This is a genomic window from Streptosporangium sp. NBC_01639, from assembly GCF_045209755.1.
GTDB lineage: Bacteria > Actinomycetota > Actinomycetes > Streptosporangiales > Streptosporangiaceae > Streptosporangium.
Window position 1 is genome coordinate 8,853,799 of record NZ_CP109272.1, and the last position, 18,228, is coordinate 8,872,026.

Genomic DNA, 18,228 nt, shown 5'->3' on the forward strand with positions numbered 1-18,228 from the left:
CCGGTTTCTATAGGGGTGTCGGGTTGGGTCGGACCGGGGTGCCCTGCCGTGATTGCTCACGGTGGGTTTCCCCGGCCCGCCCGCCGCACCCGGCGTGCGCGTCTCCACGCACCGGGCGCTCCACGTGCCTTTCCCGCTGGTCAGGTTCCTGCGGGTTCGGTGGTCCAGGGGGTCGGGATCTTGGTTCCGCGATAGCGGTAGCGTTCGATCTTGACCGGTGACGCGCCTGTGAAAGCGGTCCCCTGGTGGGCGATCCTCCAGTCTCGGTCGCAGAAGCGACGCTTGAACTCGGGCATGCCGAGGCGGGCCTTGCCCGCATATTTCCGGCGGATCCACCGCATCAACCGGCCCCACGCGTGGGCGTCGATCGCGCCGAAGATCGCCTTGGATACTCCGTGCCGGAAGTAGGTCGCCCACCCGCGCAGCATCCGGTTCAAGCTGAGGATCAGCTCGGCCAGATCCTGGTTGCGGGTCGACCTGTGCGTCTTCGCCTTCACCTTGTCCTTGATCGCCTGAACGGCCTTCTTGGACGGCATGGTGTAGACGAAATACTTGTTCGTTCCTCGTTTCCGCTGGCGGCGGATGTGGTGCCCGAGGAAGTCGAACCCCTCGTCGATATGGACCACACGGGTCTTCTCCTCGGCCAGGCGCAGTCCCAAGGGGGCGAGCACGCCGGCCACCACTTCGCGCAAGGCCTCGGCGTGATGGCGGTCGCCCGCCACCATCAGGACGAAGTCGTCGGCGAACCTGACGAATCTCCAGTTGCCCTGGCCTTGGTCCTTGCGTCTGCGCCGCTGCCGCTTGGTGCCCATCTCCTCGTGCCATTGCCGGTCGAAATGATCGTCCAGCGCAGACAGGGCGATGTTCGCCAGCAGCGGGGAGAGGATCCCGCCTTGCGGGGTTCCGGTCCAGGTCTCCTCCCGGTTTCCGTCGGCCGTCATGACCCCGGATTTCAGGAACGCCTTGACCAGCGAGTTCACGTGCTTGTCCTTGATCCTCGCCCGGAGACGGTCCATCAGGGCGGTGTGGTCGATCTCGTCGAAACACGCCTTGATGTCCGCCTCGAACACCCACCGGTAGTTGACCGGCTCGGAGGCGAAGTGATGGATCTCGGAGATCGCGTCGTGCGCTCGCCGGTTGGGGCGGAACCCATAGGAGCACGGTTTGAAGTCCGCCTCGAAGATGGGTTCGAGAACCTGCTTCAGGGCCGCTTGGACTACCCGGTCGGCGACGGTGGGGATCCCCAGCTTGCGAAGCTTGCCGCTCGCCTTGGGGATCATCACCTGCCGCACCTCGACCGGCCGGAACTCGCCCGACTTCAGCGCGTTCCGGAGCTGGCCCAGGAAGTCCTCGACCCCGATCACGGTCTCGATCCAGACCACCGTGGCCCGGTCGATCCCCGGAGTCCTCGCCCCGACATTCCGCGAGACCCGCTCCCACGCGTGTCTCAGGAACGCCGGGTCGTGGACGAGGTTGAACAGGTCACCGAACCGGCGGCCGGGATCATCGGTCGCCCAACGGTGCAACTTGGTCTGCATCCTCCGTACCGCACGCTCGGCCGACCACGGGTCGGGCCAACCGCTGGCACCGGTATTCACCGGCGCGTCTTCGGACATTGCATTCCCTTCATCGACTGACACGCTGCCGCCCTTCCCCATGCACGCGGCTCTCCCGCGCTCGGAGTACTACGGCGGCTCCGCCCCCTCCGCGTCTTCGGCCGACGTCGGGCCTATCCCGCCCCACGCCCCTGGCCAGGGCGTTCGGGCGGGACCGATCACGGAGGGTTCCCACGTTCACTGCTGTCCGATCGACGGGTTAGGCACCCGGCTCTGCCCCTGCGGCATCGTCACGGCTACGCCGTAGTCCTTCACCGTGACCTCCGAGCGCAGGCGCTTAAGACCCTGCTCGGAGTTCCCCGCCCTCGTCAGGAGGAGGGCGAGTGCGCGCCGCTTCCCAGCCCGAATCCACCGGGTTAGAGCTGGTAGCAAGTCAAGAGGCGTAATGACACCGGTTCCTCGCGTATGCCTTCCCGTCTCGCTCACCGCGCCCGGCCCATCCGGTAGTGCTGGACCGACGCGACTTTGTCGAGGCTGCTCCCACCCTCCCCGGCGACTCCCGGCTCAGGCTGCCTCCAGCTTCACCCCACCGCTACGACGGCGAGGAGATGGACGGTCTTTCACCTCCATTCGGAACAACAGCGCCTCGTGGCGCACTAAGACTCGCGCAACCAGGTACACGCGATTGAGTCCGCCCGAGTCAGGGGCGTTCTACTGATCGGTGGGGAGGCGTCGAGACCCCGCCGCCCAGTCTCCCTTTTTCTCCCCCGCCTCACCCGTACCCCTTCGGGCTCGTCAGAGCAGGATGCTGGTCAGGCGGTGAGGCGGGTCATACGCTCCGATCGTGGCGGACATCGGCTACTTCGAGGCTTGGCAGATGTGGCTGGACGGCAAGTCCAACTTGGGAAACGACATGTTCGGCCTGCCGATGATCTGGTGGGGCAGAGCCGGGAAGATCGCGGCCTTCGTCAGCGGGGCGACGATCCTGCTCGACATCGCGGGTCCCGAGCGTCTCACGTCGTTCGCAGACCGGCTACACGCCCTGATCCAGGCTCTCTGGAGCCGCGCGCTGGTCTACTCGTTTTCGGTCGGCGCGTTTGTACTGGCGTTTAGCTGGATCGCCATATGGAGCATCGACATTCCCGTCCCGGCCGGTGTCCCCGGCTTGAACGTGCTCGTCGGTCTCCTCAAGGTTGTCGTCGTCGTCACGCTGCTCTGTCTGGCCCCGCTGGCCGTGGCGGGAACCGTGCTCCTCATCGACAAGGTGTGCGCGAAGCTACCTGCGATCTTCATGCATCCTCGCGCGGTTCACATCCGCATTGTGGCGGCCGTACTCCTGATCGCCGGCTTCCATTTCGACCTGCTCGCCTCATAGCTCATCCCATAAGAACTTCGTTTTTCCAGCCGAGGGAGGAAGCATGCCCCCTCGCTTGGGCGCCAGGCGAACCTGTGGCGGCGTCTCGGTTGGCCGAGTTTCCGGACTTTTCGGCCCGGTCTACGCGCGGGCGCGCGCGAGGCCTCACCGCTTAGGTTGGGCTCCATGACGGACGTCCCCGGCCTGTACGAGGCGCTGGCCACGCTGGCCGCCGCCGCGCGCTCGGCGTACGCGGACGCCAACCTTCGGGTGCGCTCCAGCGGGATCGTCCACGCGGTCGTGATGACCCGATGGCTGAGCGGAGAGCGGATGCCCGGTCCGGCCTGCATGGTCGGGGTCAGCGGCTGGGACCCGGGCGCCACCCATCCGGAGCGCGGGCCGGTCACCTGCCTGCGCTGCCTGAAGCTGGTGAGCTCCGAGGAGCCCGGCCCCGCCCAGGGCGAGCAACTGGAGCTGTTCGGGATCTGAGCCGGGTCCGCTGCCCGCAGGTCGCTGAGCCAACCGAGTTCGCGGACTTCCTGGACAGGTCTACGCGCGGGCGCGCGAGACCTCAGGATCGGGGTGGCTCCGCTCTACTGAAAGGCAGGTCTCGGGACGCCCGGTGCCGTGACTGGTGAGCGTTCAGGTCACGGCACCGGGTGGCGATCGGTGAGATCGCCATGGGTCGCCGGCACCACTTCCGGGGCCTATTTCCCTCTGGCGAGGGTGATCGACGGCCCATTTCGGGGTCCGGCCTAGGATCGCTGCCTATGAACGACTACAAAGGTGTCAGCTACGCGCAGATCCCCGGTTTCCGGCCTCTGTTGCTCGACCTTCGCGTGCCCTCTGGTGAGGGACCGTTTCCGCTGGTGGTGTGGATCCACGGAGGCGCTTTCCTTTTCGGCGACCGGAGATTCCTCCCCGAGACCGTGCAACCGGACTCGGTGTTCGACGCGCTCATCGAGGCGGAGATCGCCGTGGCCACAATCGACTACAGGCTCTCGGGCGAGGCGCTGTTCCCCGCCCAGCTCGACGACGTCAAAGCGGCATTGACCTACCTGCGAGCCTCCGCCGAGGAGTTCAATCTCGATGCCGACCGCATCGGCCTGTGGGGTGAGTCCGCGGGCGGCCACCTTGCGGCGCTGGCCGGGCTCACCGACAGCGCAATCTCTGCCGTGGTCGCCTGGTATCCACTCACCGACCTCAGCGTCATCGACCCGCACAACCCCGAAACGCCGATGGCGAAACTGATCGGTGGGCCGTCCGCCGAGTTGCCCGCACTCGCCGCGCAGGCCAGCCCCGTCAGCCATGTCCGGGCCGCCGCGCCACCCTTCTTGCTTATTCACGGCACCGCCGACGAGCAGCTTCCGCACAGCCAAAGCGAGATGTTGCACAAGCTGCTGCTGGCGGCGGGCGTGAGCTCAACGTTCCTGCCGGTCGAGGGAGCCGGGCACATGTTCACGGGCCACGACGATATAGCGAACCTCATTGCCGTCTCCGTGGCATTCCTCGCGCAGGTGTGACCCAGACACACCCATGGCCGCTCCACTCAAGCGCCGGACCCCCCTCCCAGGCCCGGCTGGGCCACGGCAGGCGACGGCCGCGCCCGTTTCCCCCCGAGCCGGGCGCCGACCGCTCACATCGTATGGTGATCACACGGATACGGGCGGTATTTCCGGCCCGGCGGCCGCGACTGCATGATCATGCATCAGGGCTGCATACTCGCCCCGGAAACCGGGGCAAACCGGACAGATGGCCGTCCGTCCGCCGACGCTCCGCCACGCCCCGGACGTTTGCCCAGGTCAGCGCGGCGCCCGCCGGTTTCTATACCGGACAGAATCAACGCATTGTCCGGTATATGGCTCGGGGCATCTCCGGCCTGCAGTCAGTCCTCCCCTACCGGGACGCTGCCTGCTTTCTCTCGGATCAGGTGGCCGGTCCCCTCCGGTGTCGTCTTTCAGTGGCCACCCGTCCGGCCACCCATGAGCGGCCGCAGGATCGACCACCACGGTCCTGGCGAACAGGGCGGTCTTGGTGAAGGTTGTTCCGTCGAATCGCCGAACGCGATGAGGCGCCGCTGCTCGGGCGTGGGCGTCGAGGAACCCGGGGCCTTCCCCGCACGTTCCTCCCTCATCCCGCTGCCCCGACCCTGTCGTTACCCACCGTGAGTTCCGCGATGAGGTTCGAGTCGCGCATCCCGGAACCCTAGCGCTCTTCTCGCTGACCACCTGTGGCCTCGTTCTCTGCGGCTGGCTGTCCTGTCTCGGGCCCAAGCTGTCCGGCCGACAGCGAAACCTCATTCGCGATATCTCGCGCGAGGGCGCCCTCTCCCGCCGACCTGTCACAGGCGGCCAGTAGCCTCTCGTCATGCAGACAGCGCTGATGATCTACGACGGCCCCGCACCGGCCGATTCCGACGTCCCGCGTACCGGGGGCGTGCCGCTGGCTCCGGCCGGATTCGCCTGGCCCGTGTGCGGCTGCGGAGGGCCGCTGCAGTTCTTCGCCCATCTCCCCGTCGAGGGCGCTGTCCTGTCGGTGTTCGTGTGCCAGAACGACCCTGGCGCGTGCGAATTCTGGGAGGCGACCTCCAGCGCGAGCCGGGTCTATCTGTTTCCCCGGGAGGAACTGCTACCAGTGGCCGTGCCCGAGACGGGTGTGACGCTGCTGCCCGCTACCTCGGCCATCCGCACTCATGTCGTGACGATCGACCCCGAGGAGGCCGGCGACGACGAAGGGATCGAGCCTGACGCGTACGACCTTGCACGCTCGGGATGGAAGAGGGAACCCGAAGACCGATTCGGGAAGCAGCGCGAAGTGCTCGGGTCGCTCGGAGGCAGCCCTTCCTACCTTGAGGACGACCGACTGCCCGTGTGCCCCTCCTGCACCGGCACGATGGAGTTCGTGGCACACCTGGAGGAGGGGATGTCCGCGGAGACGGCGATGAACCTTGGCGGTCAGCTGGGCTACATCTTCGTCTGCCGCACTTGTCGCGAGGGATCCTTCCTCACGGACTGAGGGCCACCTGCGAGGGTCACTGACGGTGACGCTGTCGCCGGTTCGAGACGCCGCAGAGCGTCCCTGGGGCGGAACCGGCGCCGCTTCCGAGAACACGATCTTCTCGGAAGTCCGATGACCTGCGCGGACCAGCCCACTTTGGGGCTGGGGCCGCGTTCGGGAGGAGAACGCCGACCCAGGACAACCAGCGGCTGCGCCACCAACTCGCCCGGGTCCTCGGCCGGCTCCGAGCGGCCGGCATCGGGACACCCGGCGAACCGGCATCCCGGCGAGCGACGATTGGCCCCTGCTGACGGCCGACGGCGGGCCCCGGGCCGGTTCGTCGAGGACGAGCGACCTCGACGAGCCGGCCCTGATCACGGCCCTGTTCACCACCTGCCCCTAGATGATGATGGGTTTCTATCGGCTGCGCGGCCTCACGCCGGTGATCATGAGGTTCAGCAATCGGTCGGCATCGGTCGCTCGATCCTTTGATCGCTCGGTGGCGACCGCGATCCCGTTGGCGAGTTGGAGCAGCTCGGAGATCGTGACATCGTCCCTGGCCTCGCCCGAACCCTGCGCCTTGAGCAGGAGTTCAGAGCCGGCCGACCGGATCCGATCGTGGTGCGCCGTCTCCTTGCCCGACAGCAGGACGGCCAGCCCGCGAAAGGAGTTGCTATGGTCCACGACCGCCCGCAGCCATGTCCGAAGGGCAGCGCCGGGATCGGGATCGGCAGATAGACACCGCGCCTGGGCACAAAGCGCCTCAACCCTGTCATGCAGCACCGCTTCGGCCAGGGCGGCCCGTCCGGCAAAGTGGCGATGCAGTGTCGCCGACCCCGCCCCCGCCCGCTGGGCGATCTTCTCCAGGGAGGCCGCGACCCCTTCCTCGGCAAAGACCTCGCGGGCAGCAGTGAGGATGCGGTCGCGGCTTCTTACGGCGTCCGCGCGCGTGCGACGGGTTCGGCCGACATTCACCGAACGTCCCTCCCTGCCACTAGATGGGGTCTGACCCCATTTATTATGGCAGACTGCGCACGCCGTCTACCCGTGAGGAACTCCATGACTGACACGCTGAACGACCGCGACCAGCGCCTCGGCGGTTTCGTCGACCGACCGAGCCTCGATCAGTACGCGCCCAGATACGGTGAGCACTTCGACATCCGCCGGGACGCCGGAATCGTGGAAGTCAGGATGCACACCGGCGGCGGGCCCGCGATGTTCTCGCGCGGCCTGCTCAACGCCTGGGGCCAGGTGCTCAGGGACGTCGGCGCCGATCGCGACAACGAGGTGCTCATCATCACCGGCACCGGCCGCCAGTGGATCGCGGGCTTCGATCCCCGGTCCTTCTCCGAGCCGCCGTCGCAATGGCCCAGCGACGTGCTCTACGAGCAGTACTCCGACGGGATGAAACTGCTGGAGAGCCTTGCCTTCGACGTCGACATCCCGACCATCGCCGCGGTGAACGGCCCCGGCCCCCGCATGGAACTCGCCTTGATGTGCGACATCACCCTGTGCGCTGACGACACCCTCATCGCCGACGGAAACTTCGCCGCCGGCTCGGTTCCCGGCGACGGCATGCACCTGGTCCTGCAGGAACTCCTCGGCACCAAGCGCGCCGCCTACCTGGCCTACACCGGCCAAAAGATCGACGCTGCCACCGCTCTGCGGTGGGGACTGGTCAACGAGGTGCTCCCGGCCGAGCACATCATGAGCCGCGCCCGACAGATCGCCTCGGCCATCGCGGCTACGCCCCGCACCTCACGGCGGCTCACCCATGCCACGATCCGCCGCCCGTGGCAACGACGCATCGTGGAGGACCTGCGCGCCGGGTACGCACACCAACTCCTCGCGGCCAGCCGTTAGACCTCGCCGCGACGTTCCCACGTCGCACGACGATGATGCCGGGACACTTCGACCGAACTCCCAGACCCGACACTCAGGTCGCGATTCAGCAACGATCGATTTCCAGGCCATAAGGGAGCAGGAGAACCACCAACTCCCTTATGGACGCTGTCCACACCGCGGCCCCGCAGGTGAGCGCTTCGTCGGCCAGCCCAGCTCAAGATAACGAACGTTTTCGGGACGGCCGGAGAGGCCGGTCCCCATCTTCGGCCGGTCCCGGCCCGCGCCGCCCCACGGCGCGTCAGCGGAAGTCGTCGAGCATCCCGAACAGAACATCGTCCATCGCCGGATCCGGCACCGTCAGCACCGTCTCGGGGCCGTCGACGTCGTCGGTGAGCCGTACCCGCTAGCGGCCGGGCGCCAGCTCGGTTCCTCAACCAGGTGGCACCCGCGTCGCGCAGCGGGCCGATCACATCCTTGGCCTTGGCCGCGTCCGCCGGAGTGGCGCCACCGACTACGAGGTCGAAGGGGCGCTGGGTGTCGCCTTGTCGATGACCACACACATAGGTGATCAACTCCCGCACGTCCTCGCGGTCCGGCGGGTATCCGTGCAGGGCGTTCTTGAACAGGGGAACCGCGCCGTCCCACCGCGCGGCCCGTCGCATGGGCGGACGGTTCGGCCAGAATCCCCCGATCCACACCGGCGGCCGGGGCCGCTGCACAGTGGCGGGCTGCAGGCTCACGTTCCGCGCCTGGTAGTGCCGACCGTGATGGTCGACGGCCTCGCCCGTCCAAAACCGCCCCAACAACTCCAGCCCTTCGTCCAGCCGCTCGGCGAGCACACGTCGATCGGTGGAGTCGCCGAAGCTGCCGTACTCGTCCTCGACCGGCCCACCCAGCCCCGCGGCGAAGACGACCCTGCCTCCGCTGAGGTTGTCCAGGGTGGCCACCTGCCGCGCGAGCTGCTGCGGCCGATAACGAGCTACCGGAGTGAGCAGCGTCCCCACCCGGATCCGTGACGTCGCGAGTACGGCCGCGGTCAGCAGCATCCACGCGTCCCCGAAGGGCCGCCCCGAGTACCCCCGGTAATGAACGTGGTCCCAGACGAAGAGCCCGTCCCACCCGGACTCCTCGGCCGCCGCCGCGACGGTTGCCACGTTTCGGGGGTCGGCGAAGTCGCCGAAGTTCGGGATATTGATCGAGAAGCGCATCCGGGCATCGTGGGCCACCCCCCCCTGTCCAGGCAACGGATTATGCGCGGTCACACAGTGGGGAAGGTACGGCCTGCCCGTGACGCCTACCGCGCCTGCTTGGACGGCCCTCCGCTCGGGTCGGTGTCATAGGCCGCAAAGTAGGGGTGTATCCCCAGGTCAGGACAGCGCGCGAGGCCTGTCGGAATCCGCTCACCGACCCGTTTACCGACGTTGATTCTCGGCACGAGTTCTTGACGCTCACCACCTGCGACCTCGTAGTTTCCCGGTGGAGTGTCGACAGACGAACGATTCCGCACAAGATCACAGCAGGCACGATCGAAATCTGACGTCACGAGAGTCGAGCCAGCGCCGCTGGTCAGGACGCTTGTCGGAGCCGGTGTCGGTAGCGGAGGGGGGCCTCGCCCACCTCTCGCTTGAAGGCGGTGCTAAAGGCGCTCTCGGAGGTGTAGCCCAGCTGTGCGGCTAGTTCCCCGATCCGGACGTTGTCGTCGCGCAGCGCCCGCTGGGCCAGCAGCATCCGCCAGGAGCTGAGGTAGGTCAGAGGGGGGACACCGGCCACGGAGCGGAACCGCACGGCGAACGACGTCCGCGACATCGCCGCCGCACGGGCCAGTTCCTCCAACCCCCAGGGCCGGCCCGGTTCGCGATGCATGAGGGTCAGCGCGGGACGCAGCCGGTCGTCGGTCAGCGCCCGCAGCCACCCCGGCGGCAGTTCGGCCTGGCCCAGGTAAGCCCGAAGCACCTCCAAGATCAGCAGCTGGGCGTGCTGGCGTACGGCAAAGGCAGCGCCCATCCGCTCGGCCGTCACCTCCTCGACCAAGCGGTCGACGCACGCCCGTAGGGCGGGCGCGGCGGCGTCGCAGGAGCGAATGAGCGCCACGGGCGGCAGCGTCTGCGTCAACAGCGCCGCGCCGGCCTGGTTGAGCTCGACGTGGCCACCGAGGATGACGTCGTCGACGGCGAAGTCCGCGCCGCCGACGCGCAGGGCATAGTCTCCCGGCTCAGGCGCGAACTCCTCGGGCGGGCCGTCGCCGGTTCCGCCCTCGGCACGCAGCCACGAGCGGCCGGTCAGGACCGCGACGTCACCGGCCTCCATCTCGATCGGGGCATCCAGCCCGTCGGCCGACAGCCGGCACCGGCCACGCACCATCACTGTCAACTTCAGCGGGCTCGCGATCACCGACCGCGTGACCCAGCGTCCCCGCACCGCGAACGCGCCGGAGACCTGGCCGCGCACCTCAAGGAGATCGAACACCTCCGACAACTGATCAACCATCACGTCTTGAACTATCGCGAAGGAAATCCGCACCGTCAAGCATTCAAAGTTCGTCCGATCTCGCTCACGCTGGAAGCATGACCCACTCCTCGGAATTCCAGCGGCCGCTCGGCTCCGGCCTCACGGCGGCGTCGACGGCAGACGAGGTGCTCGCCGGGACCTCCACCTGGACATTGGGAACGACTCGCAAGGAGCACTCCATGAAACTCAACGACTCTGCGAAAGACCCGTCGACGTACGCTGCCGGTCTCCCGGTGACGGACCCTAAGCCCGTCTACTCGTACCACCCCGTCCTGATCGACGTTCCGGGGCGCCCGGTTCCGCTGGCGGTTCGCGTGACGGCTCCGGCCGTCGGCAGTGATCTGCCGGTCATCGTTCTCTCGCACGGGCACGGCCCGTCGACCTTCGTCTCCTCGTTCTACGGGTACGGTCCGCTGGTCAACTTCTGGGCCGCGCACGGCTTCGTTGTGATCCAGCCCACGCACCTCGACGCCACGTTCCTCGGCCTGCGAGAGGCCGACGACCCGGATGCGCCGCTGTACCTCAAGTCACGTGCCGACGATCTCCGCCAGGTCGTGAACCACCTCGGCGAGATCGAACGCGCCGTTCCGGGACTCGCGGGGCGCCTGGACGTCGGCCGCATCGCCGCTGTCGGTCACTCGGCTGGCGGTCACACCGTCGGCCTGATCTCGGGCCAGACCATCACCGACACCAGCGACGGGCCAACGGTCGGAGCCGTCGACGACCGCTTCAGCGCCCGCGTCATGATCGCCGCCCCCGGCTGCGGCGAAGACCTGAACGGCCCAGCAGCGCAGCCCTACGTCGCACTCACCAGCACCAACTTCGACGGTATGACGCCCAAAGCGCTCATCGTCGTCGGCGAGAAGGACTGGCACTCCTTCTTCTCCGACCGGCAGGACTGGCGCAGCGACCCCTACACCGCAGCGCCCGGGCCGAAGACCCGGCTGGAAATCTTCGACGCCGAGCACGGGCTCGGCGGCATCTCCACCTTCGACGCGGCCGAGACCACCGACGAAAACCCCGACCGAGTTGCCGCCGTACGCGCGCTCATTTGGGCCTACCTGCGCAGCGAGCTCTACCCCGAAGACCCGGCCTGGACGCAGGCCACCGCAGCGCTCGCCGGCAGCACCACACCCATCGGACGCGTCGAGTCGAAGTAGGCCCTGCGTACGCGACAGCGCCGCATGGACCAACAGCGCATCACAGCAGGCCAGCGCATCACGTCCGCTGATCTAGACGGTGGCGGCGCCGGAGCGCTCCCTCGTCGGCGTACGCGAGGGAGCGGCGCAGGGCGTGCAGGTTCTCGCCCTTGTTCAGCTGCCGGGAGATGCGCCGCCGGTAGGTCTCGTCGGCCAGGTAGCGGGCGCGGCCTGGCGCTGGCGACCGCTCACCGAGCGCCACCAACGCCAGGACAACACCCGCAAGCAGCGCCGTCATCTCCGCGACCAGGCTGAACACCTCGCCCAGGCAGCCGGGAAGCTGGCCCTCGACATGCACGCGGAAGACCTCGCCCTGCCCACCCAGCAGACTGGCTGGAAATCCGGGCCGATCGCTGGCTACGCGGCGGCCGCGCTGCCCCTGCTCGCTCATGCCCGCGCCGTCCTGGCCGCGGCCGTCGCCGCCGATCGCGCGGCCGGGGCCACCTGGGACGAGATCGGCGCAGTTCTGGATGTCAGCCCGGACACCGCCGCCCGCCGCTACCGCAGCTGACGACAGGCCGCCCGCGCGGCTTACTGATCGTTTCAGAATGAGTTGGGCCGCAGTCTTGCGCTCGGCGACCTTGGGCGGCAGGGTGTCGGAGTGCATAGTGATCTTGTCCCAGATGACCTGTGGGAGCGGGTAGCTCCACTGCTGCCGGATGCTCCCGAGCGCCGCTACCGCCACCCCGGGCGGCTGTGTCTTCCAGACCGGGCAGCCCTGGCAGGCATCATGTATGTGCTTCGGACCGGTGTCGCCTGGCGCGACGTTCCCGCCGAAAGGGTGGGCTGTTCCGGAGTTACGGCTTGGCGCCGACTGCGGGACTGGACCGAAGCCGGAGTCTGGCCACGCCTGCACGCCGCCCTGCTCACCGAGTTGCGCCGCGCCGACCTACTCGACTTGGACAACTGCGCCGTGGACGGATCGCACATCCAAGCCCTCAAAGGGGGGAATCATGTCGGCCCCTCACCGGTCGACCGGGCCCGCCCCGGCTCCAAGCACCATCTGATCGTCGACCGTCACGGCACCCCGCTCGCCGTTACGCTCACCGGCGGGAACCGACATGACATCACCCAACTCTTGCCGCTGCTGGACGCGGTCCCACCGATCCGGGGTCTGTGTGGACGGCCCCGCCGCACGCCCCGGCGCCTGTATGCCGACCGGGGCTACGACTTCGACAAGTACCGCCGCCTGCTGTGGAAGCGCGGCATCAAGCCCATGATCGCCCGCCGTGGCGTCACCCACGGCTCGGGGCTGGGGAAGGTGCGTTGGGTGGTGGAGCGCGCGTTTGCCTGGCTGCACCAATTCAAGCGGCTACGCATCCGCTACGAGCGACGGGCCGACCTCCACCAGGGCCTGCTCGAACTCGCCTGCAGCATCATCTGCCTCCGACGACTCCGAACGGCATCCTGAAGCGATGGGTAAGCCGGGACATGGCTTACCTTCCAGCAGGCCGGATCTCGCTCGGCTGGTCATACATCCGCACGTCGCGCGCAGTCGCCAGTGGCATCAACCGGGCGAGGCCAATCTCGCGGAAGTGGTCGGAGTCGCGGTGAGCCGCAAACGCCGCCGAGTCGACGTACTTCTCAATGCTCACATATCGCTCGGGTGAGTCCTCGGAGCGGAACACGTCATAAGAGAGACAACCCGGTTCCTCGCGACACGCGGTAGCGAATTCCTGCATGACCTGGCCGAACTCAACGGCGTTCTCCGGACTGCATGACACATCGGCAACGACAAGCACGTGTGAATCCATGACGAACACCCTATGTCCAACATTGCTACACGTTGGGCGTAGGGCGCCGCACGCCAAGAAGCAACTCCGGCACTGTCAGGCGGCCCCGAACGGCATTCTGAAACGATCAGTTAGTCGAGAAGGAACCTACTCCGCCGATCACTGGTGGGGTCAAGGCTCGCCGGAAGGTGTGACCAAGACACGTCCGTAGAGCCACCCCACGCCTCGCTGTACCGGGCACTCGCCGAAACCGCTGACCAGCACGAACGCCCCTAGCGTTCAATCCTGTCCGTTTCGCCCCTGGCCCCGCCCTCGGCGCTCGGACGGGTATCAGCGGCGGGTTTCGATCTTCAGGTCACCGGCGGTCACAGTGCGGATGTGGTCACTGGCGAGCATGTCGTGCGGGTAGCCGAGGTCGATCGCACTGACCTTGTCGAGGCGGCCCAGCTGATCGGCGGTGAAGTCGACCTCCAGGGCGCCCAGATTTCCCACCAGTTGCTCGGGGGTGCGAGCGCCGATGACGGGTGCTGTCACGCCTGGGTTCTGCAGGGTCCAGGCCAGTGCGACCTGGGCGGGTGTGTGTCCCACCTCCGCGGCGACCTCCCGCACAACGTCGGCGATGGCGAGGGTCCGTTCGGTCACCATGCCCAAGCCGGCGTTGAAGCTCTTGCGGTTGCTTTCACTGGAGTCGGCGTCCGTCGCGGTCAGGTCGGCGCGGGTGTACTTGCCGGTGAGCACGCCGCCGCCCAGCGGTGAGTACGGGGTCACCCCCAGCCCCATCGCCTGTGCCATCGGGATCAGGTCACGTTCTCCGCCCCGGTTGATGAGGCTGTATTCGATCTGTAGCGCGACCAGCGGCGACCAGCCGCGCAGGTCGGCGATCGCCTGCATGCGCGAGATCTCCCAGGCCGGAGCGTTGGACATCGCCACGTACAGGACTTTGCCCTGCCGGACCAGGTCGTCCATACCACGCAGGATCTCCTCGACCGGTGTCGTGAAATCCCACACGTGCAGGAAGAGCAGATCAATGTAGTCCGTGTTCAGCTGCCGCAGGCTGGTCTCCACCGACGCGAACAGGCTCTTGCGGTGAGCGCCCCCGGAATTCGGGTCGTCGGGCCGACGCTGCGTCGTGTATTTCGTTGCCAGCACCAGCCTTTCGCGGTTGTCGCGGGAGAATTCCCCCAGCATGCGCTCGGAGCTGCCATTGGTGTAGGTGCTGGCGGTATCGATGAAGTTGCCGCCGCGCTCTACGTAGAGGTCGAACAGCTTGCGTGCATCGTCCTGCTCGGCGCCCCAGCCCCACTCGGTGCCGAAGGTCGCTGTGCCCAGGGCCAGCGGTGAGACCCGCATCCCGGAGCGGCCCAGCAGCCGGTAGGTGTCGAGGGTGAGCGACATCATGTCCTCCTGTGCTCGTGATCGTCGTCGAGCACCAGCCTGCGGCCACCGCGAGCCGGGGGTAAGGGAAGGAAGCTCCTGGGAACACCAGTCCTACCCCGGCTGTTAGACCAGCCATGATCACCAGCACCTTGGACATGACACAGGAGCTGGCCGCATTCCTGCGGACCCGGCGCGAACGCCTGGACCCACGGGATTTCGGCCTTCCGGCGCGTCGGCAGGCCCGGCGGACCCCGGGACTGCGCCGCGAAGAAGTCGCAGAACTGGCCGGGATCAGCACCGACTACGTAGTGCGACTGGAACAGGCCCGCGGGCTGCGGCCCTCAGCGGACGTGGTGGAGGCGCTGGCCCGCGCGCTGCGCCTGACCCCCGACGAACGCGCCTACCTCTTCGGCCTGGCCCAACAACACCCCCGCGGTGCTGACAAGCTCGCCACCGCTGCAGGGCCGCCGCTGGCCCAGCTGGTCGCCGACCTGTCGCCGCTGCCGGCAATGCTGATGAACCACCGCTACGACATCCTGGCCTGGAACAGTGCAATGGCGAAGCTGCTATTGGATTTCGACACCCTGCCGCCGTCGAAGCGCAATGCGATGTGGCTATGCCTGATGCATCCGGAGATACGGGAGTTCTACGTCGACCGCGAACGCGTCGTGCGAGAGGGGATCGCCCACCTGCGCACTGCGTGGGCCGCGCATCCCGAGGACCAGGCGTTGACCGACCTCATCGCCGAATGCATCACTCGTGACGAGGAATTCGCGCGATTGTGGGCCGAGCGAGACGTCAAGGTCAACGGCCGCGGACGCAAGATGATGCGGCATCCTGACGTCGGTGTGATCGCAGTCCATTTCGAAACGCTTACGCCACTTCAAGATCCGGACCAGCTGTTGATGATCTACCGCGCCGCGGACGATGAGAGCCAGTCGGCATTGGACCGGTTGTGCGCACGGTGATGTCGAACCGCCCATTCGTGCACTGAGGCTGAACCGTCGCTCCGGCGTGACTTCGGGATCCATCGGTGAGATCTGAGCCGAAAACATGCCGATCCGCCCGATCCGCGACGACATCGAAACCCGCGTCCGGCAACTGCTCGCCGAGCTGACCACCTGACACCGGAGCCTAGGGTTTCTCTCGCGTGACCTGCACCTGACTAAAGGCTCACCACATCAAGGCCCGGAACTCCTATAGCTACGGTGAGGGGCAGAGTAGGCGGCGATCCCGCGTTCTACCTGGGGTTTTCTGGGGCTCCGTGGATGATGCGGTGGATGGTGGAGCGTCCGACGATGTACTCGGTGGCCAGGTCGGTGAAGAAAACCTCGCCTTCGGCGTAGCGGCGGCGGATGGAACGGCGGGCGGGTTCGGGCAGTTTGGGCTGCTTGCCCTTGAGCTTGCCGTTCTTCTTCGCGAGGGCCATCCCTTCGCGGGTGCGTTGGTGCCCGATGTTCGCTTCTGAGGGGCCTCGGTGTTTCCGGACAGCCGTCTTATGGTCGTAGCCTATGCGGCTGCTCGGGTTGAAACGGATTCGTTGAGTACTTCCAGGGGCGGTCGGTAACCGAGTGCCGAGTGCAGGCGCCGGTGGTTGTAGAACCCTTCGATGTAGCGGATGACCTGGCGTTTCGCTTTGGCTCGGGTGGTGAAGACGAAGCGGTGCAGCCATTCGTTCTTGATGGCGGCGAAGAACGACTCGGCCATCGCGTTGTCGTAGCAGACGCCGGCGCGATCGTCTGCTCGCCCTCCAGCACCATCGGCGAAGCCGACCGGCTGGCCCTGCCGACGCTATGGGATGTGACCCACAAGCGGCCGGACTACTACCACCAGATCGCCACCAGCCAGGCCCGCCAAAGCTTCCGCAACGCCCAGATCGCCATGACCGTGGGTTTCGTGCTGCTGGTCGTCTTCGCCGTGCTGGCGCTCAGAGCCACCACCCCCACGGCCAGCATCGTCACCGGCGCCCTGGGCGCGGCCGCGGCCGCGTTCGCCGCCTACATCGGCCGCACTTTCGCCCGTTCCCAGGAAAGCGCGGCCAGCCACCTGCGCGCCTACTTCGACCAGCCGCTGGAGTTCTCCCGCTACTTGGCCGCCGAGCGCCTGCTGGCGGCGATGGACAAACTCGACCCCGAACAGCGCGCCATCGTCACCCCTGGCCAGCCCGCCCTCGAGCCCTCCGCCGCCGACGGCGCCAAGGACCCCGCGTGATCACCGACCTCGCCCTTCCCGCCGCCGCCCTTCCCGCCGCCCTTCCCGCCCCCTCCCCCGTCCCCGTGCCCGTGCCCGGCGTCACCCTGCGCGGCACGCCACCGGCCCGTGCCGAGATCGATGTCCTGGTCGAGCGCTGAACCCTGCCGCGAGATGAGCGGGACCTTCTCGCCGGATGCGGCGCCGGGCGGCGGGGGTCTGTGTCGGCTGGATGCGCTGTGAGCCGCCCGTCGCTCAGCCAGGACGCTCGGCCGCCCACGCGCCGAGGCTTTCCTCGGTGAGGACCTGGTCCAGCGCGGTGGCCGCCGCCCCGTGCAGCGCTCCGTCCTCGCCGAGTACGGCGGCCACCACCGGCGGCGGGTCCGGGCGGCGAAAGCTCATCAGCCCGTCGGCCAGGGCCGCGCCGAACTCCATGGCGGCCGCGGAGCGCAACGGCTCGGCGAAGCCGCCGAGTGTGACGATGCCGGGATCCAGGGCGTTGATCAGCCCGGCGAGGCCGCGGCCGAGCCAGCTCGCGGCCCGTCCCACCGCGGCCCGGACCGCCGCGTCTCCCTCCGCCCTGGCCAGGGCCGTCTGCGCGTAGCTGCGCGGGTCGGGAGGCGGCGGCTCCCCGAGGTGACGGGCGATGGCCCGGCCGTCGACCGCGAGGTCCCAGCAACCCAGCGCGCCGCATGGGCAGCGCAGCGCGGGGTCGCCGAGCGGGAGATGGCCGAACTCGCCGCCGGTGCCGGTCGCGCCCGTGACAGGGCGGCCGTCCACGACCAGGGTGCCGCCCACGCCCACCTCGATCGTGACGTGCAACGCCGTACCGACCCCGGCGCCGGCGCCGTAGCGGGCCTCGGCGGCGCCGGCCAGCGTCGCGTCGTTGCCGATGAGCAGCGGCAGGCCCGGTTCGGGCGCCAGCGCGGCGAGGTCCACCGCGTCCCAGCCCAGCGCCGCGGACTGCACGACTCGGCCGTGCCGCACGGTCGCGGCGGCCGCCACCGACACGGCCCGGACGCGTCCCTCGTGGCGCTCGCGCACCCGCTGTACCGCCTGCGCGATCGTGCGGATCACCTGGCCGGGGTCGCGGCTGGCATGCGCGGCCGCCTCGGCCAGGCGCGGCCTGCCGTCGAGCGCCGCGACCGCGATCCGCCAGTCCTCCTGCCGGACGTCGACGGCGATGACGACCGGGCCGTCCGGATGCGGGCGCAGGACGGTCGTCGGGCGGCCCCGGCCGGAGACGGCGGCTGGGCTCTCGACGAGCAGCGCCAGCTCGCGCAGCCGCGCGGTGATCTCGGTGGCCGATCCCGTGGTGAGGCCGAGCCGCTGCGCCACGCCCGCCCGGGTCACGCCCGGCTCGCGGCGCATCTCCTCCAGCACGGCCAGCGCGCCGCGCCAGCGAGCGTCCCGCGCACGGACAGACCGCGCGCGGCCTGCGGAACTTGTCATGACCACCGTCACCTCCT

At 68.2% G+C, this 18,228-nt stretch carries 21 protein-coding genes; 11 read left to right on the forward strand and 10 right to left on the reverse strand.

Annotated elements, in window-relative coordinates; genetic code table 11:
* Positions 1 to 140: 140 nt before the first annotated feature.
* Entirely contained in the window at positions 141 to 1,538 is a 1,398-nt protein-coding gene (gene ltrA / locus OHA77_RS40265) for a group II intron reverse transcriptase/maturase (protein WP_406312929.1), read from the reverse strand.
* A gap of 862 nt (positions 1,539 to 2,400) precedes the next feature.
* Here ltrA and OHA77_RS40270 point away from each other — a divergent pair.
* The 4 genes from OHA77_RS40270 (at position 2,401) to OHA77_RS40285 (ending at position 5,925) form a co-directional block, all read left to right on the forward strand.
* Positions 2,401 to 2,931: a hypothetical protein gene (locus OHA77_RS40270; protein ID WP_406314683.1), complete on the forward strand. Its 531-nt coding sequence runs from the start codon at positions 2,401 to 2,403 to the stop codon at positions 2,929 to 2,931.
* A 165-nt stretch (positions 2,932 to 3,096) separates the two neighbouring features.
* Entirely contained in the window at positions 3,097 to 3,399 is a 303-nt protein-coding gene (locus OHA77_RS40275) for a hypothetical protein (protein WP_406314686.1), read from the forward strand.
* Between the two features lie 281 nt (positions 3,400 to 3,680).
* On the forward strand, positions 3,681 to 4,433 hold the full coding sequence (locus OHA77_RS40280) for an alpha/beta hydrolase fold domain-containing protein (protein WP_406314688.1): 753 nt from the start codon (positions 3,681 to 3,683) through the stop codon (positions 4,431 to 4,433).
* Positions 4,434 to 5,277: 844 nt separating this feature from the next.
* Positions 5,278 to 5,925 (forward strand): hypothetical protein, encoded by a 648-nt coding sequence (locus tag OHA77_RS40285; RefSeq protein ID WP_406314691.1) that lies wholly within the window; start codon positions 5,278 to 5,280, stop codon positions 5,923 to 5,925.
* Between the two features lie 399 nt (positions 5,926 to 6,324).
* On the opposite strand, the gene OHA77_RS40290 is transcribed toward OHA77_RS40285, so the two are convergent.
* Positions 6,325 to 6,882, reverse strand: coding sequence for a TetR/AcrR family transcriptional regulator (locus OHA77_RS40290; RefSeq protein ID WP_406314694.1), 558 nt, complete (start codon positions 6,880 to 6,882; stop codon positions 6,325 to 6,327).
* A gap of 84 nt (positions 6,883 to 6,966) precedes the next feature.
* On the opposite strand from OHA77_RS40290, the gene OHA77_RS40295 reads away from it, so the two are divergent.
* Complete coding sequence (locus OHA77_RS40295) at positions 6,967 to 7,770, forward strand: enoyl-CoA hydratase/isomerase family protein (RefSeq protein ID WP_326822885.1); 804 nt, start codon at positions 6,967 to 6,969, stop codon at positions 7,768 to 7,770.
* On the opposite strand, the gene OHA77_RS40300 is transcribed toward OHA77_RS40295, so the two are convergent.
* On the reverse strand, positions 7,767 to 8,960 hold the full coding sequence (locus OHA77_RS40300) for an LLM class flavin-dependent oxidoreductase (RefSeq protein ID WP_406314698.1): 1,194 nt from the start codon (positions 8,958 to 8,960) through the stop codon (positions 7,767 to 7,769). The two genes, OHA77_RS40295 and OHA77_RS40300, sit on opposite strands and share 4 nt — an antisense overlap.
* 358 nt (positions 8,961 to 9,318) lie before the next feature.
* Entirely contained in the window at positions 9,319 to 10,239 is a 921-nt protein-coding gene (locus OHA77_RS40305) for an AraC family transcriptional regulator (protein WP_406319958.1), read from the reverse strand.
* Between the two features lie 77 nt (positions 10,240 to 10,316).
* Between OHA77_RS40305 and OHA77_RS40310 the strand changes: the two genes are divergently transcribed.
* The gene (locus OHA77_RS40310; protein ID WP_406314701.1) at positions 10,317 to 11,420 is read left to right on the forward strand and encodes an alpha/beta hydrolase family protein; all 1,104 of its coding nucleotides are present in this window, start codon (positions 10,317 to 10,319) and stop codon (positions 11,418 to 11,420) included.
* Between the two features lie 58 nt (positions 11,421 to 11,478).
* Here the strand turns inward: OHA77_RS40310 and OHA77_RS40315 are convergent, their stop codons facing one another.
* Positions 11,479 to 11,757, reverse strand: coding sequence for a Tn3 family transposase (locus OHA77_RS40315; RefSeq protein ID WP_406314704.1), 279 nt, complete (start codon positions 11,755 to 11,757; stop codon positions 11,479 to 11,481).
* Between OHA77_RS40315 and OHA77_RS40320 the strand changes: the two genes are divergently transcribed.
* Positions 11,752 to 11,970, forward strand: a complete 219-nt coding sequence (locus OHA77_RS40320; protein WP_406314707.1) for a hypothetical protein — start codon at positions 11,752 to 11,754, stop codon at positions 11,968 to 11,970. The genes OHA77_RS40315 and OHA77_RS40320 overlap by 6 nt on opposite strands.
* A 90-nt stretch (positions 11,971 to 12,060) precedes the next feature.
* Positions 12,061 to 12,870, forward strand: a complete 810-nt coding sequence (locus OHA77_RS40325) for an IS5 family transposase (RefSeq protein WP_406314709.1) — start codon at positions 12,061 to 12,063, stop codon at positions 12,868 to 12,870.
* 25 nt (positions 12,871 to 12,895) lie between these two features.
* Here OHA77_RS40325 and OHA77_RS40330 read toward each other — a convergent pair whose 3' ends face one another.
* Both OHA77_RS40330 and OHA77_RS40335 read right to left on the reverse strand, forming a co-directional pair.
* On the reverse strand, positions 12,896 to 13,213 hold the full coding sequence (locus OHA77_RS40330; RefSeq protein ID WP_326824663.1) for a putative quinol monooxygenase: 318 nt from the start codon (positions 13,211 to 13,213) through the stop codon (positions 12,896 to 12,898).
* Between the two features lie 309 nt (positions 13,214 to 13,522).
* The gene (locus OHA77_RS40335) at positions 13,523 to 14,587 is read right to left on the reverse strand and encodes an aldo/keto reductase (protein ID WP_406314711.1); all 1,065 of its coding nucleotides are present in this window, start codon (positions 14,585 to 14,587) and stop codon (positions 13,523 to 13,525) included.
* 116 nt (positions 14,588 to 14,703) lie between these two features.
* Between OHA77_RS40335 and OHA77_RS40340 the strand changes: the two genes are divergently transcribed.
* Entirely contained in the window at positions 14,704 to 15,537 is an 834-nt protein-coding gene (locus OHA77_RS40340) for a helix-turn-helix transcriptional regulator (RefSeq protein ID WP_406314713.1), read from the forward strand.
* 272 nt (positions 15,538 to 15,809) lie between these two features.
* On the opposite strand, the gene OHA77_RS40345 is transcribed toward OHA77_RS40340, so the two are convergent.
* A complete protein-coding gene (locus tag OHA77_RS40345; RefSeq protein ID WP_406314716.1) occupies positions 15,810 to 15,998 on the reverse strand; it encodes a hypothetical protein in 189 nt (62 codons plus the stop codon).
* An 80-nt stretch (positions 15,999 to 16,078) separates the two neighbouring features.
* Positions 16,079 to 16,276, reverse strand: a complete 198-nt coding sequence (locus OHA77_RS40350) for an integrase core domain-containing protein (protein ID WP_406314718.1) — start codon at positions 16,274 to 16,276, stop codon at positions 16,079 to 16,081.
* Positions 16,277 to 16,369: 93 nt separating this feature from the next.
* Between OHA77_RS40350 and OHA77_RS40355 the strand changes: the two genes are divergently transcribed.
* Together OHA77_RS40355 and OHA77_RS40360 are read left to right on the forward strand one after the other, a co-directional pair.
* Positions 16,370 to 16,780, forward strand: a complete 411-nt coding sequence (locus OHA77_RS40355; protein ID WP_406314721.1) for a hypothetical protein — start codon at positions 16,370 to 16,372, stop codon at positions 16,778 to 16,780.
* Positions 16,777 to 16,920, forward strand: a complete 144-nt coding sequence (locus tag OHA77_RS40360) for a hypothetical protein (RefSeq protein ID WP_406314724.1) — start codon at positions 16,777 to 16,779, stop codon at positions 16,918 to 16,920. Before OHA77_RS40355 ends, OHA77_RS40360 begins: the two co-directional genes overlap by 4 nt.
* 94 nt (positions 16,921 to 17,014) lie before the next feature.
* Here the strand turns inward: OHA77_RS40360 and OHA77_RS40365 are convergent, their stop codons facing one another.
* The gene (locus OHA77_RS40365) at positions 17,015 to 18,211 is read right to left on the reverse strand and encodes an ROK family transcriptional regulator (protein ID WP_406314727.1); all 1,197 of its coding nucleotides are present in this window, start codon (positions 18,209 to 18,211) and stop codon (positions 17,015 to 17,017) included.
* Positions 18,212 to 18,228 lie beyond the last annotated feature (17 nt).